The organism is Pseudomonas siliginis (genome assembly GCF_024072275.1).
Taxonomy (GTDB): domain Bacteria; phylum Pseudomonadota; class Gammaproteobacteria; order Pseudomonadales; family Pseudomonadaceae; genus Aquipseudomonas; species Aquipseudomonas siliginis.
The window spans coordinates 4,385,860-4,409,675 of record NZ_CP099598.1; the positions used below are offsets into that span (position 1 = coordinate 4,385,860).

At 59.8% G+C, this 23,816-nt stretch carries 20 protein-coding genes; 8 read left to right on the forward strand and 12 right to left on the reverse strand.

All coding sequences use genetic code 11. From position 1 onward, the window contains the following. Positions 1-99: 99 nt before the first annotated feature. Positions 100-891: a dienelactone hydrolase family protein gene (locus NF676_RS20185; RefSeq protein ID WP_095181575.1), complete on the forward strand. Its 792-nt coding sequence runs from the start codon at positions 100-102 to the stop codon at positions 889-891. A gap of 151 nt (positions 892-1,042) precedes the next feature. Next, entirely contained in the window at positions 1,043-1,768 is a 726-nt protein-coding gene (locus NF676_RS20190) for a 4'-phosphopantetheinyl transferase family protein (RefSeq protein WP_252884700.1), read from the forward strand. A gap of 107 nt (positions 1,769-1,875) precedes the next feature. Here NF676_RS20190 and NF676_RS20195 read toward each other — a convergent pair whose 3' ends face one another. Together NF676_RS20195 and NF676_RS20200 are read right to left on the reverse strand one after the other, a co-directional pair. After that, entirely contained in the window at positions 1,876-3,486 is a 1,611-nt protein-coding gene (locus NF676_RS20195) for an ATP-binding protein (RefSeq protein ID WP_252886665.1), read from the reverse strand. Then, on the reverse strand, positions 3,483-4,205 hold the full coding sequence (locus tag NF676_RS20200; RefSeq protein WP_056788095.1) for a response regulator: 723 nt from the start codon (positions 4,203-4,205) through the stop codon (positions 3,483-3,485). The genes NF676_RS20195 and NF676_RS20200 overlap by 4 nt, the downstream gene beginning before the upstream one ends. Positions 4,206-5,064: 859 nt before the next feature. Between NF676_RS20200 and NF676_RS20205 the strand changes: the two genes are divergently transcribed. Continuing rightward, positions 5,065-7,959 (forward strand): ribonucleoside-diphosphate reductase subunit alpha, encoded by a 2,895-nt coding sequence (locus NF676_RS20205; RefSeq protein WP_150637564.1) that lies wholly within the window; start codon positions 5,065-5,067, stop codon positions 7,957-7,959. 1,044 nt (positions 7,960-9,003) lie between these two features. Here NF676_RS20205 and flgE read toward each other — a convergent pair. From flgE to NF676_RS20235, 6 genes are all read right to left on the reverse strand, one after another. Continuing rightward, on the reverse strand, positions 9,004-10,338 hold the full coding sequence (gene flgE / locus NF676_RS20210; protein WP_252880650.1) for a flagellar hook protein FlgE: 1,335 nt from the start codon (positions 10,336-10,338) through the stop codon (positions 9,004-9,006). A gap of 31 nt (positions 10,339-10,369) precedes the next feature. Continuing rightward, a complete protein-coding gene (gene flgD, locus NF676_RS20215) occupies positions 10,370-11,098 on the reverse strand; it encodes a flagellar hook assembly protein FlgD (protein ID WP_016773615.1) in 729 nt (242 codons plus the stop codon). 15 nt (positions 11,099-11,113) lie between these two features. Further along, positions 11,114-11,557, reverse strand: coding sequence for a flagellar basal body rod protein FlgC (flgC, locus tag NF676_RS20220; protein ID WP_016773614.1), 444 nt, complete (start codon positions 11,555-11,557; stop codon positions 11,114-11,116). Positions 11,558-11,560: 3 nt separating this feature from the next. Continuing rightward, complete coding sequence (gene flgB, locus NF676_RS20225) at positions 11,561-11,971, reverse strand: flagellar basal body rod protein FlgB (RefSeq protein WP_016773613.1); 411 nt, start codon at positions 11,969-11,971, stop codon at positions 11,561-11,563. Between the two features lie 359 nt (positions 11,972-12,330). Then, entirely contained in the window at positions 12,331-13,158 is an 828-nt protein-coding gene (gene cheR, locus NF676_RS20230; RefSeq protein ID WP_016773612.1) for a protein-glutamate O-methyltransferase CheR, read from the reverse strand. A 46-nt stretch (positions 13,159-13,204) separates the two neighbouring features. After that, positions 13,205-14,137 carry a chemotaxis protein CheV gene (locus NF676_RS20235; RefSeq protein ID WP_016773611.1) on the reverse strand — a complete coding sequence of 311 codons (933 nt, stop codon included), beginning with the start codon at positions 14,135-14,137 and terminating at the stop codon, positions 13,205-13,207. 82 nt (positions 14,138-14,219) lie between these two features. On the opposite strand from NF676_RS20235, the gene flgA reads away from it, so the two are divergent. The 4 genes from flgA to NF676_RS20255 all read left to right on the forward strand — a co-directional run bounded on the left by flgA (position 14,220) and on the right by NF676_RS20255 (position 16,822). Then, on the forward strand, positions 14,220-14,981 hold the full coding sequence (gene flgA, locus NF676_RS20240) for a flagellar basal body P-ring formation chaperone FlgA (RefSeq protein WP_073472167.1): 762 nt from the start codon (positions 14,220-14,222) through the stop codon (positions 14,979-14,981). Positions 14,982-15,143: 162 nt separating this feature from the next. Next, positions 15,144-15,470: a flagellar biosynthesis anti-sigma factor FlgM gene (flgM, locus tag NF676_RS20245; protein ID WP_016773609.1), complete on the forward strand. Its 327-nt coding sequence runs from the start codon at positions 15,144-15,146 to the stop codon at positions 15,468-15,470. 48 nt (positions 15,471-15,518) lie between these two features. Next, complete coding sequence (locus tag NF676_RS20250; RefSeq protein ID WP_095181572.1) at positions 15,519-15,986, forward strand: flagella synthesis protein FlgN; 468 nt, start codon at positions 15,519-15,521, stop codon at positions 15,984-15,986. An 89-nt stretch (positions 15,987-16,075) separates the two neighbouring features. Further along, positions 16,076-16,822, forward strand: a complete 747-nt coding sequence (locus tag NF676_RS20255; protein WP_041479276.1) for a flagellar brake protein — start codon at positions 16,076-16,078, stop codon at positions 16,820-16,822. A gap of 73 nt (positions 16,823-16,895) precedes the next feature. Here NF676_RS20255 and NF676_RS20260 read toward each other — a convergent pair whose 3' ends face one another. The 4 genes from NF676_RS20260 to NF676_RS20275 form a co-directional block, all read right to left on the reverse strand. Further along, the gene (locus NF676_RS20260) at positions 16,896-18,278 is read right to left on the reverse strand and encodes an MFS transporter (protein ID WP_071173273.1); all 1,383 of its coding nucleotides are present in this window, start codon (positions 18,276-18,278) and stop codon (positions 16,896-16,898) included. A 69-nt stretch (positions 18,279-18,347) separates the two neighbouring features. After that, positions 18,348-19,589 carry a glutamine synthetase family protein gene (locus tag NF676_RS20265; protein WP_191637002.1) on the reverse strand — a complete coding sequence of 414 codons (1,242 nt, stop codon included), beginning with the start codon at positions 19,587-19,589 and terminating at the stop codon, positions 18,348-18,350. Positions 19,590-19,896: 307 nt separating this feature from the next. Further along, a complete protein-coding gene (locus NF676_RS20270) occupies positions 19,897-20,589 on the reverse strand; it encodes a sensor histidine kinase (protein WP_252886666.1) in 693 nt (230 codons plus the stop codon). Then, positions 20,586-22,190: a tetratricopeptide repeat-containing response regulator gene (locus tag NF676_RS20275; protein ID WP_042607193.1), complete on the reverse strand. Its 1,605-nt coding sequence runs from the start codon at positions 22,188-22,190 to the stop codon at positions 20,586-20,588. The genes NF676_RS20270 and NF676_RS20275 overlap by 4 nt, the downstream gene beginning before the upstream one ends. 217 nt (positions 22,191-22,407) lie before the next feature. Between NF676_RS20275 and NF676_RS20280 the strand changes: the two genes are divergently transcribed. Further along, a complete protein-coding gene (locus tag NF676_RS20280; RefSeq protein WP_252886667.1) occupies positions 22,408-23,760 on the forward strand; it encodes a lysozyme inhibitor LprI family protein in 1,353 nt (450 codons plus the stop codon). Positions 23,761-23,816: the final 56 nt, after the last annotated feature.

The following is a 23,816-nucleotide window of genomic DNA, read 5'->3' on the forward strand; positions in this document are numbered from 1 at the left end:
TACTGAGCCGCCCCTGTACGGCCCCTGAACCGTCTCTGAACCTGACCTGAACCAGATCGACTAGGCTGTTCTGACCACTTTCAATAAGGACACCCGACCATGCGACTGTTCCTCGCCCTCACTTTGCTGGCGGTCAGCAGCCTCACCCAGGCTGCGATCAAGACTGAAGAAATCCCCTACCAAAGCGCCGACGGCAGCAAACTGATCGGCTACTACGCCTACGACGACGCGATCAAAGGCCCACGCCCCGGCGTTGTCGTGGTCCACGAATGGTGGGGGCTGAACGATTACGCCAAGCGCCGCGCGCGGGATCTCGCCGAACTCGGCTACAGCGCGCTGGCCATCGACATGTATGGCGAAGGCAAGAACACCGAGCACCCGAAAGACGCCATGGCCTTCATGCAGGCGGCGACCAAGGATGCCGATGCCGCCAGTAAACGCTTCGCCGCCGGGCTCGATCTGTTGAAGAAGCAAAAGCAGACCGACCCGAACAAAATCGCCGCCATCGGCTATTGCTTCGGTGGCGCCGTGGTGCTCAATGCCGCGCGTCAGGGTGTGCCGCTGGCCGGTGTGGTGAGTTTCCACGGAGCGCTGGCGACCAAGACCCCGGCGACTCCGGGCAGCGTCAAGGCGAAAATCCTCGTCGAGCATGGGGCGCTGGACAGCATGGTCACTCAGGACAATGTCACCGCGTTCAAGGCAGAAATGGACAAGGCCGGGGCGGACTACAAGTTCGTCAGTCTGGATGGCGCCAAGCATGGTTTCAGCAATCCGGATGCCGATCGTTTGAGCCATGGCGAGCATGGCGGGCCGGACATTGGTTACAACAAGGCGGCGGATGAAAAATCCTGGGCGGATATGCAGGCGTTCTTCAAGAAGATTTTCGGCTGAGTCAGTAACGCCGAGGCGCGGCTTTCGCGAGCAGGCTCGCTCCCACACCGGATATCTGTCGCGCAGAAGATCCCTTGTGGGAGCGAGCCTGCTCGCGAAGGCTTCACCGCCGATCTCGACCTCGCCCCGACTAACCGGCAAAATGCCCGCCATGAACTTCACCCCCGCCCTGCCCGCCTGCTGCACTGCGCTCGACAGCCACTGGCCGTTGCCGACGGTCCTGGCCGATACCGTGCTGCTCAGTACCCACTTCGACCCGGCACGCCTGCTTGGCGATGACTTCCAGCGCAGCGCTGTGCTGGCGCCGCCGAGCATTCAGCGCTCGGTGGCCAAGCGCCAGGCCGAGTTTCTCGCTGGACGCATCTGCGCCCGGGCCGCGCTGCAACAACTCGAAGGCCTGTATATCGTCCCGCCGATCGGCGAAGACCGCGCCCCGGTGTGGCCGGCGCATATCTGCGGCTCGATCACTCACAGCACCGGCCGTGCGGCGGCGATTGTTGCCAACAAGCAGCACTGGCGCGGCTTGGGCATGGATCTGGAAAACCTGTTGAGCCATGAGCGCGCCGAACGCTTGGCCGGGGAAATCCTCACGCCAGCGGAACTGCAACGCATGGCGGCGGGTTCTCAGGAGCAACTGGCGCTGCGGGTGACCCTGACGTTTTCGGTCAAAGAGAGTTTGTTCAAGGCGCTGTACCCGATCGTGCAGCAGCGCTTTTATTTCGAGCATGCCGAAGTGCTGGAGTGGACTGAGGCGGGACAGGTCAGGCTGCGGTTGTTGACGGATCTGTCGAGCGAATGGCGCAATGGATCGGAGCTGGAGGCGCAGTTCGGCGTGCAGGATGGGCAGTTGTTGAGCCTGGTCAGTATTCCTGCCTGAAGTTTTGCATTGCCTGTAATGGCGCCTTCGCGAGCAGGCTCGCTCCCACAGGGGATTGCATTTCAAATGTGGGAGCGAGCCTGCTCGCGAAGGCGGTATACCGAATCTCAGCGGCGCTCCTGATTCCTCGGCCAACTCAGACTGAAACACGCCCCGCCCAGGCTCTTGCTCTTGCCAATGATCGCGCGGCCGTCGTGCCAGTGAATGATCCGCCGCACAATCGACAACCCCAGACCATGCCCGCCCGAGGCGCGCGTGCGGCTATCGTCGAGGCGCAGAAACGGCGTGAAGATCCGCTCCCAAGCCACTTCCGGCACGCCCGGCCCGTCATCCTCGACGTCGATCCGGCAGCGCAACTGGCCGACCTGATAACTCACCGTCACCTGCGAATGCGCATGGCGCATCGCGTTGCCCACCAGATTCTGCAGCGCTCGGTGCAGATAACGCGGTTCGGCCTCGACCCAGGCGCCGTCATTGTCGGCAGATGAAAGACACAAACCGCGCTGCACCGTGACCTCGGCGCGCAGCGGCGCCAATTCTTCGATCACCTGATTGACCAGCGCATCCAGATCGACTCGCTGGAAAGTCAGCGCCGGCGAGCCTTGCTCCAGTCGTGCGTAGGTGAGCATTTCGTCGACCAGCTTATCGAGGTCTTCAATGTCGTGATCCATGCCTTCACGGTATTTCTCCAGTGCCTGCGGGGTGGTGGCCGTGCCGATCATTTCCAGCCCGAAACGCAACCGTGCCACTGGGGTACGCAGTTCATGAGACACCGCGCGCACCAGTTCACGCTGGATCGCCAGCAACTGTTGCAAGTGCTCAGCCATGCCATTGAACGCCGACGCAAGCCGCCCGACAGAGTCAGCGCCGCGCGCCGGCACACGAGTTTCCAGGCTGCCCTTGGCAATGCGCGTGGCCGCTGCTTCGAGACCGCGCAAACGCCGCTCAAGCTGACGCACCAGCAGATAAACGATGAGACCGATCAGCGTCAGACCGAGCGCGGCAATCAATACCAGCCATTCCGGCGGGTAAGGATTCATCTGATACAGCGGGCCGATTTCCAGCACCCACGGCGTGCCGACCATGCCGGCAAACACGCGGATCGAATCGCCGCCCTTGCCCAGCGCCATCACCGTGTCGCCCTCGGCCACGCGACGACTCTGGTCTTCGTCCATGTCGGCGTCATTTACCGTGACCAGACGCAGATCGAAGCCGAAGCCCTTTTCCTGCTTTATCTGCGCCAGACGCTTGGGCTGTTCGCCGACCGGTACCCGCACCAGCTCATCGGCCAGCAAATAGATGGTCGCCCGGGCCAGTTGCTCGCTGATCTGCTGCACCTCTCCTACCAGTACAAGCTGCTCTTTTTCGCTGATCAGCCGATAGACCTTGGCGGCATGTGGCCCGGTTTGCTCGACCAGCGCCTGACCGCGCAGGACACGGGTGCGCTGGGCCAGATCAAGGTCGGTTTCAGAGAATTTCTTCAGCGTCAGCGGTATACCGAGCAGCCGCTCCCACACCAGCAGCGCGCGATGGCGTTCGGTCTGGTTCATCGGTTGCAGGTTGTCGGCCATCAGCGAGAAGGTGCCGTGGGCCAGGCGTTCGCGATATTGCTCGCTGCGCACCTGATTGAGCAGGTTCAGCGCCAGCACGCCGAGCACCGCCACCAGAATCAGCGCGGCGCACATGCCGCCGTAGATGCGCAGGAAGATCGAATTCACAGCGCCAGGTCTGCGCAGGCCTCAGGGACGAACAGGTAGCCTTTGCTGCGAATGGTCTTGATCAGGCGCGGATGATCGGGGTCGTCGCCGATTTTCGGGCGGATGCGCGAGATGCGCACGTCGATCGAGCGGTCCTGGCCGTCATAGCCGATGCCGCGTAATGCAGTGAAGATTTCTTCCCGGGAAAGAATCCGCCCGGCATTGGACACCAGCAGCCAGAGCAGGTCGAACTCGGCGCTGGTCAGCTCGATGCCGTTGTCGCTCAGCCAGGCTTCGCGCAATGCGTTGTCGACCACCAGTGGACCGAATTGCAACCGCCGGGATTTTTCCGCGACCGGCTCCGGTGTGTCACTGCGTCGCAGCAACGCCTGGATGCGCGCCAGCAACAAGCGCGGGCGCACCGGTTTGCACACATAGTCGTCGGCACCGAGGTCGAGGCCGTGGATCTGATCAGCGTCATCGGTGCGCGCGGTGAGCATCAGGATCGGCCCGTCGTACTGGCTGCGCACCTTGCGGCAGATGCTCAGGCCATCTTCGCCGGGCAGCATCAGATCGAGGATCACCAGATCCGGCTGCTCCTTGATGATCCGCGCCGCCGCCAGCGCACCGTTGCCTTCGATCTCGACGCGCAGGCCATTGGCTTGCAGGTAATCGCGGGTGAGCTCGGCCAGTCGCTGGTCATCCTCGACGATCAATACCTGCCAGGTTTGTTGCTCCACCGGTGACCTCTGCTTGCTGTTTTTATTAAAAGAAGAAAGACAATCGCCTGACACGGACAAAACCTGTGGGAGCGAGCCTGCTCGCGAAAGCGTCTGTTGCTTCAACCTGAATGCTCAGTGGTCAACCGATTCGCGAGCAGGCTCGCTCCCACAATCCTGCGTGTATCTCCCGATCATCTGTCATGTTTCAGGAGGATAAAAATGCTCATGCGCCCAGCGATTGTATAAACGCCGATCACCCGGAAAACAAGTCGGTAAATGCGTTCGGACAAGGCGGAATTCTGTGATAGGGTTCGCGCCCTTAAAAAACCGCTGAAGCGTTTTTCCAGGCAAAAAAACAGTGACAAACGGTCTGGCTCAGCAGGTTCGCGGCCTACACGCGTTTTCCCTGTTTCTTACACAAATTACGCACAGGCTTATCCACAGGTAGTACGTTGCAATCCCCCCCTGAAACGCATTATCTTGTAGCACGGCGAAAACGGAGACCCTACATATAGGGTTTTCACCTAAAACGCCCAACCACATTTCAGACCTGAAACTCAAGCGCTTTATGGCCGGTTTCCGGTAGAACAAGCGAGTTTTTTCAAGCCCAAACCGCACTGGCGGTTGGCACCGTTTTATTTGGTCCGAAACGGACAAAACGGTATGGGTGTTGCAGTCATGACTGCCACCCGCGAAGGAATCCGGTGGCGAGCTTCGGCTCGTAACCAAAACTTCGGCAAGGATGCGGCGTTGCAGCCTTTTTCCTACTGTTCCGAAGTTTGTAATGCCGACGCCCGTCGGTTGCAGTGCTTCGGTACAGAACGGTGAGCACCATGACGGTGCCAAACAAACATAGAGAATGTGGAGACCACCCCCCATGCAAACCGACACAACTCGCGAGAACCCGCAGGGCACCTTGCCGCAGGCCGCCGATTCGACTTCGGATCTGGCAGCCACCGCGCCTGGCCAGCTGCGCGTGATCAAGCGTAATGGCACTGTCGTTCCTTACACCGATGACAAGATCACCGTCGCTATCACCAAAGCGTTCCTCGCAGTTGAGGGCGGCACCGCTGCCGCTTCGTCGCGAATCCACGACACCGTTGCGCGCCTGACCGAACAGGTCACTGCGACCTTCAAGCGTCGCATGCCATCGGGCGGCACCATCCACATCGAAGAAATCCAGGACCAGGTCGAACTGGCCCTGATGCGTGCCGGCGAGCAGAAAGTTGCACGCGACTACGTGATCTACCGTGACGGCCGTTCGAAAGAGCGCGCAGCTCACGCTCCTGCCGAAGCAGCAGTCAACGCGCACCCGTCGATCCGCATCACCCGCGCCGACGGCAGCCTCGCGCCGCTGGACATGGGCCGCCTGAACACCATCGTTACCGAAGCCTGCGAAGGCCTGGAAGAAGTCGACGGCGACCTGATCCAGCGCGAAACCCTGAAGAACCTGTACGACGGCGTGGCCCTGACCGACGTCAACACCGCGCTGGTGATGACCGCCCGTACCCTGGTTGAGCGCGAGCCGAACTACTCGTTCGTTACCGCCCGCCTGCTGATGGACACCCTGCGTGCCGAAGGCCTGAACTTCCTCGAAGTCGCCGAAAGCGCCACCCATCACGAAATGGCCGACCTGTACTCCAAGGCCCTGCCGGCCTACATCGCCAAAGGTATCGAGTTCGAACTGCTGAACCCTGTGCTGGCCACCTTCGACCTGGAAAAACTGGGCAAGGCGATCAACCACGAGCGCGATCAGCAATTCACTTACCTGGGCCTGCAGACCCTGTACGACCGCTACTTCATCCACAAGGATGGCGTGCGTTTCGAACTGCCGCAGATCTTCTTCATGCGCGTGGCCATGGGTCTTGCGATCGAAGAGAAGCAGAAAGAAGACCGTGCGATCGAGTTCTACAACCTGCTGTCCTCGTTCGACTACATGGCTTCGACCCCGACCCTGTTCAACGCCGGTACCCTGCGTCCACAGCTGTCGAGCTGCTACCTGACCACCGTGCCGGATGACCTGTCGGGCATCTATCACGCGATCCACGACAACGCCATGCTGTCGAAATTTGCCGGCGGTCTGGGCAACGACTGGACGCCTGTTCGTGCGCTGGGTTCGTACATCAAGGGCACCAACGGCAAGTCGCAAGGCGTTGTGCCGTTCCTCAAAGTAGTGAACGACACCGCTGTCGCCGTGAACCAGGGTGGCAAGCGCAAAGGCGCTGTGTGTGCCTACCTGGAAACCTGGCACATGGACATCGAAGAGTTCATCGAGCTGCGCAAGAACACCGGTGACGATCGTCGTCGTACCCACGACATGAACACCGCCAACTGGATCCCTGACCTGTTCATGAAGCGTGTCTTCGATGACGGCAAGTGGACCCTGTTCTCGCCATCCGAAGTACCGGACCTGCACGACCTGACCGGTAAAGCCTTCGAAGAGCGCTACGAGTATTACGAAGCGCTGACCGAGTACCCGGGCAAGGTCAAGCTGTTCAAGACCATCCAGGCCAAAGACCTGTGGCGCAAGATGCTGTCCATGCTGTTCGAAACCGGCCACCCATGGCTGACTTTCAAGGACCCGTGCAACCTGCGCAGCCCGCAGCAGCATGTCGGCGTGGTCCACAGCTCGAACCTGTGCACCGAGATCACCTTGAACACAAACAAGGACGAGATCGCCGTTTGCAACCTGGGCTCGATCAACCTGCCGAACCACATCGTCGACGGCAAGCTCGATACCGCCAAGCTGCAACGCACCGTGAACACCGCCGTGCGCATGCTCGATAACGTGATCGACATCAACTACTACTCGGTGCCACAAGCGAAGAACTCCAACTTCCGCCACCGTCCGGTCGGTCTGGGCATCATGGGCTTCCAGGACGCTCTGTACCTGCAGCACATCGCTTACGGCTCCGACGCTGCCGTCGAGTTCGCCGACAAGTCGATGGAAGCGGTCAGCTACTACGCGATCCAGGCTTCCTGCGACCTGGCCGACGAGCGCGGCGCCTACGAGACGTTCAACGGCTCGCTGTGGTCCAAGGGCATCCTGCCGCTGGATTCGCAACAGATCCTGATCGAACAGCGTGGCGAGAAGTACATCGATGTCGACCTGAAGGAAACCCTTGACTGGGCACCGGTTCGCGCCCGTGTACAGAAAGGCATCCGTAACTCGAACATCATGGCCATCGCACCGACCGCGACCATCGCCAACATCACTGGCGTTTCGCAGTCGATCGAACCGACCTACCAGAACCTGTACGTGAAATCGAACCTGTCGGGCGAATTCACCGTGATCAACCCGTACCTGGTTCGCGACCTGAAGGCTCGCGGTCTGTGGGACTCGGTGATGATCAACGACCTGAAGTACTACGACGGTTCGGTGCAGCAGATCGAGCGCATTCCGCAAGAACTCAAAGAGCTCTATGCGACCGCGTTCGAAGTGGACACCAAGTGGATCGTTGACGCCGCCAGCCGTCGTCAGAAGTGGATCGACCAAGCCCAGTCGCTGAACCTGTACATCGCCGGCGCATCGGGCAAGAAGCTTGACGTGACCTACCGCATGGCCTGGTACCGTGGTCTGAAAACCACTTACTACCTCCGTGCCCTGGCCGCGACCAGCACCGAGAAGTCGACCATCAACACCGGCAAGCTGAACGCTGTTTCCAGCGGCGGCAACCACGGCGACGATTCGGTCCTGGCCGCTCCGGCAGGTCCGGCGCCAGTGCCAAAGGCTTGCGCGATCGACGAGCCGGATTGCGAAGCTTGCCAATAAGCTGAGCTGAGATCAGGCGTTGCGAGACGCCTGGGATCTCGAGACAAAAGAAAACCCCCGACAGACTTCTGGTTTGTCGGGGGTTTTGTTTTTTGGCGGCCTTGGCGGCCTCTGGGCCGACCAGGCTCTTGGGGTTTTGGGTGAATATCCGTTGCTGCGGTAACGGCTTCTTATGGTTTCGCTCTTACAGCGAGTCACCTTTTTCAGACGCCAAAAAGGTAACCCAAAAGGCTTTGCCCCGGCGTACGGCCCGCTCGCTGGGGCTCGGGGTACCTTCGTTACGGGACCGATCCGGGCGCAGCGGCTCCGGTTGGCTTCGCTGCACCTACACTCGCTGTGTACGACTGCGTCGTACGGTCGCTGCGCTCCCACCCCCGGATCGATCCCGTAACGAAGCCTGCCGAAGGGGCAAAAGATCAAAAGCCGGATCAAAAGCCAGAGCAAAAGCAAAAGCAAAAGCAAAAGCAAAAGCAAAAGCAAAAGCCAGATCAAAAGATCGCAGCCTTCGGCAGCTCCTACAGTTGGATTGGGTACCACTTCAAGAACAGGTCGGCTGACAGGCCGCCTTCGCGAGCAAGCTCGCTCCCACAAAAAGGCAAAAGCAGCGCAGCTGCCCGCGGCGAAGCCGCCCCACTCAACAATGAGCGCAAGCTCGAGTGCTCTTGATCTTGATCCACCGGCGACGTCGGAAGGCTGAGCGGAGGGATTGATCCGGGGGTGGGAGCGCAGCGACCGTCTGGCGCAGCCAGACACAGCGAGTGTAGGTGCAGCGAAGCAAACCGGAGCCGCTGCGCCCGGATCGATCCCGCAGCGAAGGAACCCGAGCCTGCGAGGGCCGAACGCAGGAGCTAGCGTTTTTTGCTTACTTTTTTTGGCGCTTGTAAAAAAGTAAGTCGCCGTAAGGGCGAAACCGTAATCAGCAACACCCGCAGCAACGGATATTCACCCAAAACCCCAACAGCCTGGTCGGCCCAAAGGCCGCCACGGCCAAAAAAAAAAGCCCCTCAAAACCGAGGGGCCCAAAAAACCAGTCAGAAACCCGAATCAGGTCATCTGAATAATGGTCTGCATAATCGTGCTCTGCGTCGAAATGGTCTTGGCGTTCGCCTGATAGTTGCTCTGACCCTTGATCAGATCAACCAGCTCATTGGTCAGGTTAACGTTCGACTCTTCCAGCGAGTTGGACACCACCTCACCCAACGTACCGGTCTTCGGCGCGTCATAGCCCGGAATACCCGAAGCGAAAGTCTCTTTCCAGCTGGTGCCACCGACAGCCTGCAAGCCCTGTTCGTTGGTGAAGCTGGCCAGTGCAACCTGACCAATCGCCTTGCTCTGGTTGTTGCTGAAGTTGGCAAACAGCGTACCGGTGCCGTCGATGGTCAGGTTGGTGATCTGGCCAGTGGCGTAACCATCCTGAGTCGGGATCGTACGCGAGGTATCAGCGTTGTACTGAGTGGTGTTGGCCATCGAGATGGTCACGCCATTCGGGTTCGCTGCCGCGCCGTTAGGCGTAAACACGCCATTGGTCACAGTGCCCGGCACCCAGCCGGTCATCTTCAGATCGCTGCTGATGATCGGGTTGGCCGGATCCGCCGGGTTAGGCGTGCTCACCTGAACCAGCTTGCCGGAGCTGTCGAACGACAATGTCGAGGCAACCGGCGCAGTGGTCACAGGGTTGCTGCCGGTAGCGTCCGGGTTACGGCCATCGACCAGGGTGTAAACCTTCCAGGTGTTCCCGCCAGTCTTGACCATGTACTGGTCCATGACGTGGGCGTTGCCCTGGGTGTCATAGATCGGTGTGCTGAAGGACTTGGTGTAAGTCTCAGGCTTCGACGGATCAAACTTGACGGCGCTGGCGCCGGTATCAACGATCACTGGCGAAGACGAATTGAGGTTGATGCTCGAGGTCACCGAAGAAGACGACTTCGGCGCCAGGTTCGAGGTGTCGATCTTCAGATCGGTCAACACGCCGTTGATGATCTTGCCGTTGGCATCCACACCGTAACCCTGCAGACGCGAGGTGTAGTCGGTGTTGGTGATGTAACCGGCGTTGTCGACCTTGAACGTACCGGCACGGGTGTACGAAATCGAGCCGTTGTTGCTCATGGTGAAGAAACCGGAACCGTTGATGCCCATGTCCAGCACGTTGCCAGTGTTGTTGATGTCACCCTGGGTGAACTGCTGGGAAACGTTGGCCAGGCGCACGCCGTTGCCGATCACTTTGCTGCCGCTGCCCAGACGAGTCGACGAATAGACGTCTTCGAATTCTGCGCGCGAGGATTTGAAACCGGCGGTGGCGACGTTGGCGATGTTGTTGCCGGTGACGTCGAGTTGTTTGTTGGCGGCATAGAGACCGCTAAGGCCGATGTTAAAAGACATGTTCCACTCCTTCGTGCCGGGTTAGTCGGCTCTATATACCAATGGTTTGTACTTTGGACAGGGCAACGGTGCCCTTGCCGGCCAGGTTGAGCATCAGCTCGCCACCGGTCTGGCTGATCGTCACGCTGTTGACGGTCGCCGGCAGGTAGGTCGCCAGGTCGGTCGCGGTGCCGTTGATCGGTGCGTTGGCCTTGAACGTGTAAGTGCCGACCGGAACCACGGTGCCGGCGGTGTCCTTGCCGTCCCAAGTGAAGCTGGCATCGCCGGCAGCGCGGCTGCCCAGGTCGATGGTGCGCACGGTCTTGCCGTCCTTGTCGGTGATGGTCACGGTGCCGCCGGCAATCGACGAAGGCACGGTGACCGAACCGGTCAGGCCTTTGCTCGGGTCATCGAGCTGGGCGGTGTTGGTCTGCACGATCACGTTGCGACCGACCAGCGACGACGCTTGCAACGCCTGCGACGAGTTGTAGTTGCCGGCCAGGCCACTGACAGTGGAGTTCAGCGTGGTGATGCCTTCAAGGCTGCTGAACTGCGCCAACTGCGCGACGAAGGCACTGTTGTCCTGCGGGTCGAGCGGGTTCTGGTTTTTCAGCTGGGTGACCAGCAATTGCAGGAAAGCATCCTTGCCCAGCGCCTGGCCGCCGGTGGCACTGTTGGTCGCCGAAGCGATGCCGCCCGACGTCGTGCTGCTGGCCTTCTTCGACGAGTTGGCCAGGATGTCGTTCATGCTCAGGCTGCTGGTGGTATCCGTAACGCTCATTGCAGTCGCCCCTTATTACTGACCGAGGGTCAGTACCTTCTGCATCATGGTTTTGGCGGTGTTCATCATTTCCGCGTTGGTCTGGAACGAGCGGCTCGCGGAAATCATGTCAGCCATTTCTTCCACCACGTTGACGTTCGGGTAGTAGACGTAGCCCTTGGCGTCGGCGGCCGGATGGTTCGGCTCGTAGCGCGCTTCGAGGTTGCTCTGGTCTTCGACGACGCCAAGCACCTGCACGCCCTGCCCGGCCGCGTCCTGGTTCTGGAACAGCGAATTGCTGCCGCCGGCCTGGCCGCCCTGGAACATGGTGGCGAACACCGGATGACGGGCGCGGTAGGTCTGGTCGATGCTCGACGAAACGGTTTCGGCGTTGGCGATGTTCGAAGCCACGGTGTTCAGACGCGTGGTCTGCGCGCTCATGCCGCTGCCGGCAATGTTGAAAACGCTGGACAGGGACATGGATTATTCTCCGCGCAGGGCTGACACCAGCCCTTTGAATTTGCTGTTGAGCAAGGTGAAGCTGGCCTGGAAGCCGACAGCGTTTTCCGCGTAGTTCGACTGTTCCAGTTGAGCGTCGACGGTGTTCTGATCGATCGAAGGCTGCATCGGCGTGCGATACATCAGCGACTCGTCGCCGTTGCCCAGCCCTTCAGCCTCGATGTGCCGGCTGTTGGTCATGTTCAGGGCAAAGTGGCCGCCGGTCTTGGTCTTCTCGGTCTGTGCTTCGAGCACTTTGGAGAAATCCAGATCCCGCGCTTTGTAGTTCGGGGTGTCGGCGTTGGCGATGTTGTTGGCCAGCACTTCGGCACGCTGGGCGCGGAAGCCCAATGCCTTTTCGTGAATGCCCAGCGCTTTGTCGAAGCTGATGCTCATGTCGGGAACCTTCAGGTGACCGGTTTTTCGTATCTGAGCTTTAGCAAGCGCCGTGCCAAATGAACAAAGCCCCGTATTCCGGGGCTTTGCGCCTGACAGGCAAAGCGGCAATGCCAGAAAAGCGGCAACCGGTTACCGCCGGATGCCGCTTTTCTGCCGCTTGCCGTCGTTGCCAGGTCAGCGCAGATCCCTGTGGGAGCGAGCCTGCTCGCGAAGGCGGCGTGTCAGGCGCCAACTGTCTTATGGACAGACCGCTTTCGCGAGCAGGCTCGCTCCGACAGGGGGTTCGTGGAAAAGAATTCGGGCATAAAAAAAGGAGGCCTTTGCGGGCCTCCCGTTTTTGTATCAGCGCAAACCGCTTATTTCGCCTTGTAGATAATCCCCGGGCTGCACTGAACCATCTGGTAATGATCCGGCAATCCGTTCAACGCTTCCGAAGCGCCAAGGAACAGGTACCCACCCGGCTTCAACGTGCTGTGAATGCGCAACAGGATGTCCTTCTTCACTTCGGCAGAGAAGTAGATCAGCACGTTGCGGCAGAACACGATGTCGAACTTGCCCAGCGCCGCATAGCTGTCGAGCAGGTTGAACGAGCGGAATTCCACCCGGCTCTTGATCGGCGCCTTGACCACCCAGCGCCCCGGCCCTTTCGGGTCGAAGTAGCGTTGCAGGCGTTCCGGCGACAGACCGCGACCGATGGCCAGGCTGTCGTACTCGCCGGTCTTGCAGTTGTTGAGCATCAGGCCCGACAGATCGGTGGCAACGATCTGCACACCCATCTTCAACTGACCCAGGTTGCTGCGCTCGAACTCGTCGATCGACATCGACAGCGAGTACGGTTCCTGTCCCGACGAGCAGGCCGCCGACCAGATCCGCAGACGCTGGTTGGGGCTGGCCTTGATCGCTTCCGGCAGTACCTTGTTCTTCAAGACTTCAAACGGATAGGTGTCGCGAAACCACAGGGTTTCGTTGGTCGTCATGGCATCGACCACCTGCTCGCGCAAACCGCTGCGCGGCTGGGTCTGGATGCGCTGTACCAGCTCACCCAGGGACTTGATGCCTTGCTGCTCCATCAGTTTGTTGAGACGGCTCGAGACCAGATACTGCTTGTTTTCACCGAGCAGAATGCCACAGGCTTTTTCCAGGAAGACCCGGAACTGTTCGAAATCCAAATTACCCGTAGACAATGATGCCGCCTCTTAAATCGTGTTGACCGCCAGGGGCAGAAGGCCCCTAGCTGATATCTGCTGCTTTGATCCGGTCGACTACCCGGGATGCGAGGTCATCAGGACGGAATTTGGCCAGGAAGTCATCAGCACCGACTTTCTTCACCATCGCCTGATTGAATACCCCCGACAACGAAGTATGCAGGATGATATGGAGCTTTTGCATGCGTGCGTCGCCGCGGATTTCCGCCGTCAGGGTGTACCCGTCCATCTCCGGCATCTCGATGTCGGAAATCATCATCAGGAACTCTTCTTCCGGCTTCTTGCCCTCGTCGACCAGCTTGCGCAGGTAATCCAGCGCCTGCTTGCCGTCGTTCAGCGCCACCACTTCGACACCGATGGTCTGCAGACAACGCGTGACCTGCTTGCGCGCCACCGACGAGTCATCGACCGTCAGCACCCGCAGCGACAACGCCTTGGTCTGCGTCTCGACATCGACCACGCCCACCGAAATCGCTTCCGGCGTCGGCGCCACTTCGGCCAGCACCTTCTCGACGTCGATGATTTCGACCAACTGATTGTCAACCCGCGTCACAGCGGTCAGGTAGTGATCGCGGCCGGTACCCTTGGGTGGCGGATGGATCTCTTCCCAGTTCATGTTGACGATGCGCTCCACCGAGCGGACCAGGAAACCCTGGGTCTTGGTGTTGTACTCCGTGATGATCACGAACGGACTGTTCTTGTCTTTCAACGCACCGGAGCCCGTTGCCATTGCCAGATCCAGGATCGGAATGGTCGCTCCCCGTATATTCGCTACCCCGCACACGACAGGACTGGATTTGGGCATCAACGTCAGGGACGGGCACTGCAACACTTCCCGTACCTTGAACACGTTGATCCCGTAGAGCTGCGGCCCGTCGAGACGGAACAACAGCAGCTCGAGGCGATTCTGCCCTACCAGTTGCGTGCGCTGGTTCACCGAATCCATTACACCAGCCATGCCCAGACTCCTACACCAACGCCAAGTGTTGTTGCGACGCACATTCATTGCTAAACGGCACGGCGCTTGCTTTTTAACTCGTATGAACGCTCAAACGACATTTTCCCGACGCCTGACATCCTCCCTTCGCAAAGGGCTTTGCGCGGTGTCCGCCGTTTGCTGCTTGCTTGCTGGCAGTCCTGCCCATGCAGATGCGGTTACCTTGCCTGATATGCTTATCGGCGTGACTCAGGGCTTTCTTGAATTCACCGTAGAAGACTATTTGGCTTCCAGTCAAACCGAAGGCCGCTACGAAATCGAAGTCAACCAGCTCGACCCGCGCATGCGCATGCCCATGTGCGACAAGGAATTGACAGCCACGCTGGAGAGCCCGGCACGCCCGCTGGGCCGCGTTACGGTGAAGGTTCGCTGCGAAGGCAGTTCGCCCTGGACGGTGTTCGTACCCGCTCAAGTCCGCCTGTTTCGCGAGATCGTGACGACCACTCGTCCGCTGAAACGCGCCGGCATTATCGAGCCGCAGGATGTGACCTTGCGCGAGCGCGACGTCAGCACGATCAACCAGGGTTTCCTGACCTCGGTCGACGAAGCGATCGGGCAGAAACTTACCCGACCAACGGTCGCCGATCAGGTCATCACCCTGGTGCATCTGGAACAGGCCGAAGTGGTGCGCAAGGGTGACCAGGTGGTGATCACTGCGCGCAGCGGCACCCTTGCCGTACGCATGCCGGGTGAAGCGCTCTCCAATGGCGGCATGAAAGAACAGATTCGAGTAAAAAACCTTAATTCTCAGAGAGTTATCAAGGCGCAGGTGATTGCGCCGGGACAGGTCGAAGTGGCCATGTAAAAGCCTCGTGGAGAAAACTGGCGCCGATCCCGTCGCTTCCCTAAACTGTGCCGCAGCAGGTCTCGCAACGGCGCATGCAAGCTTATGGTTGATTGGGCCTAAAGTTTTTCAGGGGATAGCCGAAAACATGGCAAGCGTCCAAATTCCCAGAGGTTTTTTATCATGGTTATCGATTTCAACCGATTGAACAGTTCCTCGTCACTAACCGGCAGCACACGTACCAGCAACGCCAAGGAAAGCGCTGAAAACAGCCCCTCCGCGCCGCTGAATACCCAGGCCGAACAGGCCAATGTCGCCAAAAGCGGGGAGTCGGTACACCTCAGCAATGAGGCTCAACAGTTGCAGAAGGTCACTGACAAGCTGCGCGATCAGCCTGCTGTCGACAAAGCCCGTGTGGCCGAGTTGAAAGCCGCGATTGCCGATGGCAGCTATAAAGTCGACAGCAACCGTGTAGCCAGCAAACTGCTCAACTTCGAAGCCCAGCGCTAGGCTTTTGCCGGCGCCAGGCTTTTGGACGCTTAAACCCCAAGGCCAGCCATGCACGACACTAACTTATTGCAACTGATCAACGACGACTTTGCTCCAGCGCAACAATTGCTGGAGTTATTGCAAACCGAATCCCTCGCTTTGCATGGTCGCGACATGCCGTTGCTGGAAGAAATTCTGGCGACCAAGCAAGCGTTGATCATTCTGCTCGAGCAGCATGGCCGCAAGCGCAGCGAAATCCTCGCCAGCCTCAACCTGCCGACCGATCGCACAGGTCTTGAGCAACTGGCCAGTCACTCGAGCATTGGCGAACAGTTGCTGACCCAGGGCGACGCCCTGACCGCGCTGATCGCCCAGTGCCAGGCTGCCAACGTCAAGAATGGCCAGTCGATCCAGATCCAGCAGGCGACCACGGCCAATCAGCTGAAGATCCTCACCGGCGGTGAGCCGCCAGCGTTGTACGACGCCAGCGGCACCTTTGCCAAACCGGTCAAGCCGCGAACGCTCAGCCAGGCATGAGCCATTCGCTGACCCTGCACTATCCACCTGCGCAACATGCTGGCAAAATACTGGCCAGTCGTCTTATTTTGTCTGGAGATTGAAGAACCGTGTCCAACACCCTAAGCGCGGATGATGCTCCGCAGCCTCCGAAGGTGCTCACCACGCCACTGGAAATCTCCAGCAACCTGCGCCAGCTGCAAGACAGCCACGATCCGCTGATCATCACCTTCCATGAACGCAGCCAGCGCTTTCAGAGTTACCTGATCAAGGTCGACCGCGAAACCGCGACGATCGCCCTGGACGAAATGATCCCGCGCGATGGCGAGCGCTTCCTGCAAGCGGGCGAGCCGTTCAAGGTCGAAGGCTTTCATGACGGCGTGCGCATCGCCTGGGAATGCAACGGCACACTGAACATCGAAGAATCCGACGGCGACCGTTTCTACACCGGCGACCTGCCGAGCGAAGTGGTCTACCACCAGCGCCGCAACGCCTTCCGCGCTGCGTTGAAACTCACCGACCTGGTCAGCGTTGAACTGGGCGGCGAAAAGCTCAAGGTTCCTCTGCACGGCAAGCTGCTGGACATCTCCGCCACCGGCTGCAAATTCCGCTTCGAAGGCGACATCACTGACCGCCTGCAACTGGGCCAGGTCTACGACCGCCTGATCGCCCCGCCGCTGTTCGGCAATCAGCCAACATCGGTCGAGCTGCGCTACCTGCACTTCGAAGAAAAACTCAACATCACCTTCGCCGGTCTGCGCTTCCACAACATCAGTGGCCAGGCTGCGCGCAACGTCGAGCGTTTCGTTTACCAGTTGCAGCGTGAAGCACGGCGTTTCGACAAAGACGATCTCTGAGTCGCAGCGACCAATAAAAAGGGCAGTCCTGTGCGGGACTGCCCTTTTTTATGCGCCGGTGTTTATCTTCGGCTCAGGGCCTGCCACCACTGATATCCGGCGCAGGCTTGTCGTCATTGCCGCTGTCCAGTTCGGTTTCAACGACTGCTTCCGGCTGCGCTTCGGGCTCAGGCTCAGGAGTGACCGGCGCCGGGTCCTGGACCATCTGCTCCTGCACCACCTGCTCATCGACACGCGGGTCAAGCGCCGCCACCAGCGGCGAGCTCGACATGCTGTCCGGCATTGCCACGTGATGCAGCGGTGCGTCGTCGACCTGGTGCAGGTTGGTCACTGCTTTCGGACGAATCCGCCAGACCAGCACCAACGCGAAGAAACTGAAGAACGCATACAGGCTCTGACTGCCGAGAAACTTCATCAGCACACCCGCCAGCAGCGGCCCGATGCTCGCACCAACACCATAAGTCACCAGCAGCATGGCGGTCAGCGACACCCGGCGATCGCCTTCGACGTGGTCGTTGGAAAACGCCACCGCCAGCGGATACAGGCAGAATTGCACCAGCGAACAGAAGAAGCCGACGACGAACAGCACCTCCAGCGGCACCTGCGGCATGATCGCCAACGGCAACGCCGCCACCGCCAGAAACCCGGCAAAGCAGCGAATCAGCAATGCGCGGTCATAACGGTCGGACAACCAGCCCAACGGCCACTGCACCAGCAAGCCGGCAAAAATGCAGCTACCCATGAACAGACCGACCTGCTCGGTCGTCAGCCCCTGTTGCGAGGCGTACAGCGGCGCCAGACCGTAGAACGAACCGATGATCAAACCGGCGCCGAGCACCGTGCTCAGCGATTGCGGCACACGTTTGATAAAGAAGCGCGGCTCCATCGGCGCGGGGTGCAGAGGCGCCGGGTGAATCCGTCGAGTCAGCGTCACGGGCACCAGGCACAGGGCAAAGCACAGCGCCACCAGCATCAGCAGTTCCAGCCCGAGGCCGGGATGCATGACCAGAATCAGCTGGCCCAGCACCAGGCCCAGATAAGAGGCGATCATGTAACCGCTGAACACCAGGCCACGCTGATTGGCATCGGCCTGCTCGTTGAGCCAGCTCTCGATGACCATGTACTGACACATCATGCCCAGACCGACGATCGTCCGCAGCACCAGCCACGCCGGCAGCCAGTCCACCAGACCATGACCGAGCACCGCCGCGCCGACGATCCCGGCACACGCCGAGTAGGCACGGATATGCCCGACCCGGGCGATCAGGCGATGGCCGATCTTGCCGCCCAGCACCAGACCGAAATAGTTGGCCGCCATCAGCGCACCGACCCACAGCCCGTCGACATTGTCGGCGGCCAGACGCAAAGCCAGATAAGTAGAAAGAAGGCCTGAGCCGATCAACATCATCAGCGAGGCGAAATACAGCGCTCGAAAGGATTTCCAGATTTGGCGCATCGGCGTTCCGAGCGGCTCCTTGCAGTAAATACCGGGCGGTCAGATCGACAGCCCGGCAGCAGCGATACGTCAGGCCTGGGCGGCCAGTACACGGCGCTCCCAGGGAGTGATTTCATCAAAGAAGCTGGTCAACTCCATGGTCTTCGAAGCGATGTAGCCTTCGATGAACTCCGACCCGAACAGTTCCCTCGCCAACTGGCTACGTTTCAGACGCTCAAGCGCGGCGTGCAAGGTACACGGCAAGGCCAGATTATCCGGCACGGCGAATTCGCCCTGGATCGCTGCGCTCGGCTCCAGCTCCTGTTCGATGCCGTGCAAACCCGCGGCCAGACTGGCGGCGATCGCCAGATAAGGATTGGCGTCGGCGCCCGGCAAGCGGTTTTCGACCCGACGTGCGGCCGGCGAGCTGGCGGGAATACGCAAGCCGGCGGCGCGATTGTCATGGGACCAGCAGGCATTGTTCGGCGACGCGTACGGATGACACAGGCGCTGATAGGAATTCACGTTGGGCGCAAACAGTGCGGTGAAATCGGCGAGGCCTGCCTGTTGCCCGCCGATGAAGTGGCGGAACATCGACGTCGGCTCGCCGTTCGAGTCAGTGAAGACATTCTTGCCGCTGCCGATCTCAACGATGCTCTGGTGAATATGCATCGAACTGCCCGGCGTGTGCGCCAGCGGTTTGGCCATGCACACCACGCTCAGGCCATGCTTGAGCGCGACCTCCTTGAGCAGATGCTTGAACAGGAACGTCTGATCGGCCAGCAGCAGCGGATCGCCGTGCAGCAGATTGATCTCGAACTGGCTGACGCCCATTTCATGCATGAACGTGTCGCGCGGCAGGCCGAGGGCGGCCATGCATTTATATACTTCGCTGAAGAACGGCCGCAGGCCGTTGTTGGAACTGACGCTGAACGCCGACTGGCCATCCTCGCGACGGCCGTCGAGGCCCACCGGCGGACGGAACGGCTGAGTCGGATCGGTGTTCGGTGCGAAGACAAAAAATTCCAGTTCGGTCGCCACCACCGGCGCCAGACCGTGCGCGGCGTAACGGGCGATGACCGCTTTGAGCTGGCCACGGGTCGAGAGACTTGAGCTCCCCCCGCTCAGTTCGTCGGCGTCGCAAATCGCCATGGCACGCGGCTCGTCGCTCCAGGGCAAACGGTGAATCTGCGCAGGATCGGCGACCAGCGCCAGATCGCCGTCATCGCTGCCGTAGAACCGCGCCGGCGGATAGCCGCCCATGATGCATTGCAGCAGCACACCCCGCGCCAACTGCAAACGCCGCCCTTCGAGGAAACCCTCGGCGGTCATCACCTTGCCCCGTGGCACACCGTTCAGATCCGGGGTGACACATTCAATCTCATCAATGCCGGTCAATCGCTGCGCGAGTGAACCCTGGCCATCGGTTGTCATGACGCAATCCTTGTTGTTGTGCGAGCCGCGAACGGCGACCCGGACAAAATAGGCTGCGGCTGTTCGGAATATCAAGCAGCGCCCACAAAAATCCCGATCTTGTGCAGGAGCCGTAGGAGCTGACGAGTGCAACGAGGCTGCGATCTTTTGATCTTGCTTTTTAAAATCAAAAGATCGCAGCCTTCGGCAGCTCCAACACCAGACCTCAGGGCAAGTAGAGGCTGAACACCCCACCGCCCAACGGCCCGCCATTGCTGATTTCGGTGCGCCCTTCCACGCCGTTGCGCTGATGCAGCGCCGCGATGCGATTGGCGAAATACAGACCGAGGCCGGTGCTGCCGCTGCTGTGATTGATGCCCTGCACATAATCGGCCTGACGCTCGAGCATCTCTGCCGGATAGCCGTCGCCATCGTCGTTGATGCTCAACACCAGTTGCCCGGCTTCGTCGCTGACAGTAATCAGCAACGACTCGCGGGCGTAGCGAATCGCATTGTTGATGCAGTTGCCGAGCACCGAGGCGATCAGCTCGCGATCGAAGAAACCCAGCGGGCTCAACGGATCGACTTCATAGGTGGCGATGATGCCGCGACTGGCAAACACTTCCTGATGCGCGGCCAGTTGCGCCTCGATGAAATCGTCGAGTTCGTGATACGCCGGCTGCAGCGGCAACTGATTCACGCCAAGTTTGTACAGCCCCAGCAACTGCACGAGCATGCCGTTGAGGTGGGCGAACTCGAAGTCGATCACGCCCAGCTCCGAGCCGTCGCGCAGCTCTTTCGGCAGACGCGCCAGCCATTGGCTGTGCGCCTGCATCAGCATGGCCAGAGAGTTCTTCATGTCGTGAACGGTGGAGGCAATCACCGTGGAAAAATCCAGCGCCGGATCTATTGAGTTCATTCGCCAAACGCCTTGCTTTTCAGCTTCTGATAACGCGCAAACCGCGCGTCGGTGTCGGGCATCAGGCCCACCAGTTTCAGGCAGGCCCGACATTCTTCCAGCTCCGCCGACGGCACACTGGTGTCGGTGCCGTGCAGCAGCGACTGGGCCAGGTTCAGCGCGATACTGATGTTTTTCGGTTGCAGCTTGAGCGCCTTGCGGAACACTTCGCGGGCCTCGACCAGATTGCCGGTCTTGTACACCCGCACGCCCTGACGGTTGAGATCGGCCGCAGCGTTGCTCGAACTGAGAATCGTCGGATCGTCGGTGAGCTTGGCGATGTCTTTCATCACCGCCGGGTCATCACCGTAGATCTCCGCGCAACTCTTGAGCATCGAAGTGCCCGCCTCGGCCTGACCGAGCATCTGCAACTGCTTGGCCACCAGCAACGCCGCCTCGGGACTCATGAATTGCTCCATGCCATCGAGGCGCATCAGCGCCTGTTCGGTGAGCTTGTCGGCGGTTTCGGCGTCGTTGAGCAACAGGCTGGTGGCTTTCATCAAACGCGCGCGAATCTGCAGACCGGGGTCGCTCGGGTTTTCTTTGGCCACAGCGCTGAGGGTGGTGTTGATCTCCAGTCGCGTACGCGTGTCGAGCCCGCGATCGCTACCCTTGCTGATCAGCGCGTGCGCCAGGCCGAGATTGCTTTCCGGGTCCTTGAAACGCGACTGCGCGCCCTGCGCCACGGCCTGACGATAAGCCCGCGAGGCGGTTTCGAAATCTTCGTTGGCCATCGCCAGTTTGCCAAGCAGAGCCTGACGGCGCACCGCCAGCGGCGACAGACGGATCGCTTCTTCCAGCACTCGCTGCGCGCCTTTGCTGTCGCCTTCGGCCACCAGCACATCAGCCATGCCGTCATACAGCGCCGGCATCATCGGAAAGACTTTCAAGGCCTTTTCATAGACCTCTTTGGCCTGCGTTACCTGCCCGCGTTTGAACAGCAACTTGCCCAATCCGGCGAAGGCCCACGGCAACGGACGGTCGGCAATGATGCCGTCGTAGAGTCGCTCCAGCGCTTCGTTCTGATTCATGTCGCGCAGCGCATCGGCGCGGTAACGCAGGCACAGCGGCGAATAGCGGATGTCCTGCTTGCACAGGGCGATACAGGCATTGAGCACCTCGACCGGCTTACCGCGATCAAGGGCCTGCAGAATCGGTTTGAGCAAAGTCTTGCGTTGTTCCAGACGCTCAAGGCGCTGGGCCAGCCCGGAACGGTTGAACGGCTTGGTCAGGTACGCATCCGGCTCGTGCTCCAGCGCGCTGAGCACCATCGCCTGACTGGTCTCGGCGGTGACCATGACGAAAACGGCTTCGTGGCTGATGAGCTTTTCCGACATCAGGTCTTCGAGCACCTGCTGGCCGTTCTTCTTGCCGTCGCCGAGGTGGAAGTCCTGAAGAATGAAATCGTAGGACTTCTGCGAACACATCTTCAGCGCCTGCTCGCCAGTGTCGGCAGTATCGACATCCTTGACGCCGAGCTCACGCAACATCGAACGCACGGAACTGCGGAAATCGGAAAAATCATCGACGATCAGAAAGCTTTTTTGGTGATACGACGACATCAAGGATTTCCAGGCAATTGAAGAAAACGAACCGAGGCGATTTCAGGCGCGCAGATGATAGCCGGAGGCCATGCGCCATCAAGCGATTTCGCTGGAGTCTGAACTCACCGTTCGGGTTATCGGCCAAAAATGCCCGGGCCTGAGGGTGGTGCTTCAAGAATGTTGCCTGGAGTATTACTCTGCGCGCCTGCTCAAGGATTTGCATAAGGACTGAATCGTGTACATCAAGGGACGCTACATCCTGTCAGCGTGTTTGCTTGTCTTTATCCAGCAAGCGACAGCGGCGGCGATGGATTGCAAAAAAGCGTCGAACGACGTGGAAAACATGATTTGCGCGAATAAATCGCTGTATGAGCTAGACGCGCAGATGGGCACGCTGTATCGCCAACTGCTGACAACTGCCACAGCGACGCAACCTGAGCTCAAGCGCACCCAGCGCGCCTGGCTGAAAACCCGCAACACCTGCGCAGACGATGTCGCTTGCCTGGATGGCAGCTACCGCCAGCGCCTGCAAGCGTTGCAGGCACAATGGACGCAAGCCGCAATGTGGCAGCCGGACGCCGTGGATCTTCAGGCGATGAACGATCTGCAGGAAAGCATTCGTGCCGAGAGCAAAAGCCACCCGGAATTTGCGCTGGAACATGCCTTGGCCGCACGGGCTTTCGAGTCTTCGCAGACATCGTTCGCGGGCGATCCAGTCGACAGCTACGGCGAGCAAACCAGCTTCCCCAAGTCGCGTCCCAAAGGCGTGAGCGAGGACGAATGGAAAGCATTGAACGCCTCAAGCATCGACGGCGCCGCCGAGACCGGACGGTCTTCCTACGCACTGCTGGATCTGGACAATGATGGCCAGCGCGACCTTATCGTCGACACATACGCAGGCGGCACCGGCTTGTTCACCTACGTGGAAACCTGGCGCCGCACGGGCGAGCGGTTCGTCAAAAGATCGGTCGAGCCGGAAAGCTCGCTGTTCTACACCAACGACCGTGGCGCCAATCAGGCAATCAGCTGGATCAAGCTTCACGACAGAATCTATGCCGCCTACCGAAACGGCGCCTACGGTGTCGACAACCTTTATCTGCTCAATCCGCTGAAGGTCAATCGTCAGGTGCCGAAGGTGTCCGTGCGTTACAGTTACGCCCTGCAGGTGCCCACGACTCAACATAAAGAGGATGGCACCAGCACCTACGAGCTTGACGCGGATCTGCACGAGGCACTCAACCAAGCCATCACTCAGGCAATGAAAATCGCATCGGACTCAAACCCTGACGCGCCCCTTTGCCCAATTCCTCCCACGGGTGCCGGAGACGACGATTACTACAGCTACGGTCCAGGGCACTACACCATCGAAAAGATCGCCGATTTGCCGGTAATGATCGGCGGCGAATGCTACATCGGGGCGCTGATTGACTGGTTCGGAAGTTACAGCGAAAAGACGGGGTTATTCGCTCAACTGGCCGTGCGCAAGCCGGGCGTCGAGGCGAGCGGGACTACTTACGAAGTCCACGGCCGTAGGCATGTCACAGACGTCAGCAGCACTCTCGGCAAAGTCGAACTGAACGGCGACTGATCGTCAGTCAGCACCGGCGCAGGATGATCCGCTGCAACCGCAGAGGTGGAACCCCG

Bases quoted from the DNA above. Each gene is read 5' to 3' on its own strand.
- NF676_RS20265 (WP_191637002.1), bottom strand. From the start codon at position 19,589: ATGACCGCCGAGGGTTTCCTCGAAGGGCGGCGTTTGCAGTTGGCGCGG.
- NF676_RS20270 (WP_252886666.1), bottom strand. From the start codon at position 20,589: ATGAACTCAATAGATCCGGCGCTGGATTTTTCCACGGTGATTGCCTCC.
- NF676_RS20205 (WP_150637564.1), top strand. From the start codon at position 5,065: ATGCAAACCGACACAACTCGCGAGAACCCGCAGGGCACCTTGCCGCAG.
- flgA (WP_073472167.1), top strand. From the start codon at position 14,220: ATGAACGCTCAAACGACATTTTCCCGACGCCTGACATCCTCCCTTCGC.
- flgB (WP_016773613.1), bottom strand. From the start codon at position 11,971: ATGAGCATCAGCTTCGACAAAGCGCTGGGCATTCACGAAAAGGCATTG.
- flgD (WP_016773615.1), bottom strand. From the start codon at position 11,098: ATGAGCGTTACGGATACCACCAGCAGCCTGAGCATGAACGACATCCTG.
- NF676_RS20260 (WP_071173273.1), bottom strand. From the start codon at position 18,278: ATGCGCCAAATCTGGAAATCCTTTCGAGCGCTGTATTTCGCCTCGCTG.
- NF676_RS20250 (WP_095181572.1), top strand. From the start codon at position 15,519: ATGCACGACACTAACTTATTGCAACTGATCAACGACGACTTTGCTCCA.
- flgE (WP_252880650.1), bottom strand. From the start codon at position 10,338: ATGTCTTTTAACATCGGCCTTAGCGGTCTCTATGCCGCCAACAAACAA.
- flgM (WP_016773609.1), top strand. From the start codon at position 15,144: ATGGTTATCGATTTCAACCGATTGAACAGTTCCTCGTCACTAACCGGC.
- NF676_RS20235 (WP_016773611.1), bottom strand. From the start codon at position 14,137: ATGGCTGGTGTAATGGATTCGGTGAACCAGCGCACGCAACTGGTAGGG.
- NF676_RS20275 (WP_042607193.1), bottom strand. From the start codon at position 22,190: ATGTCGTCGTATCACCAAAAAAGCTTTCTGATCGTCGATGATTTTTCC.
- NF676_RS20190 (WP_252884700.1), top strand. From the start codon at position 1,043: ATGAACTTCACCCCCGCCCTGCCCGCCTGCTGCACTGCGCTCGACAGC.
- flgC (WP_016773614.1), bottom strand. From the start codon at position 11,557: ATGTCCCTGTCCAGCGTTTTCAACATTGCCGGCAGCGGCATGAGCGCG.
- NF676_RS20185 (WP_095181575.1), top strand. From the start codon at position 100: ATGCGACTGTTCCTCGCCCTCACTTTGCTGGCGGTCAGCAGCCTCACC.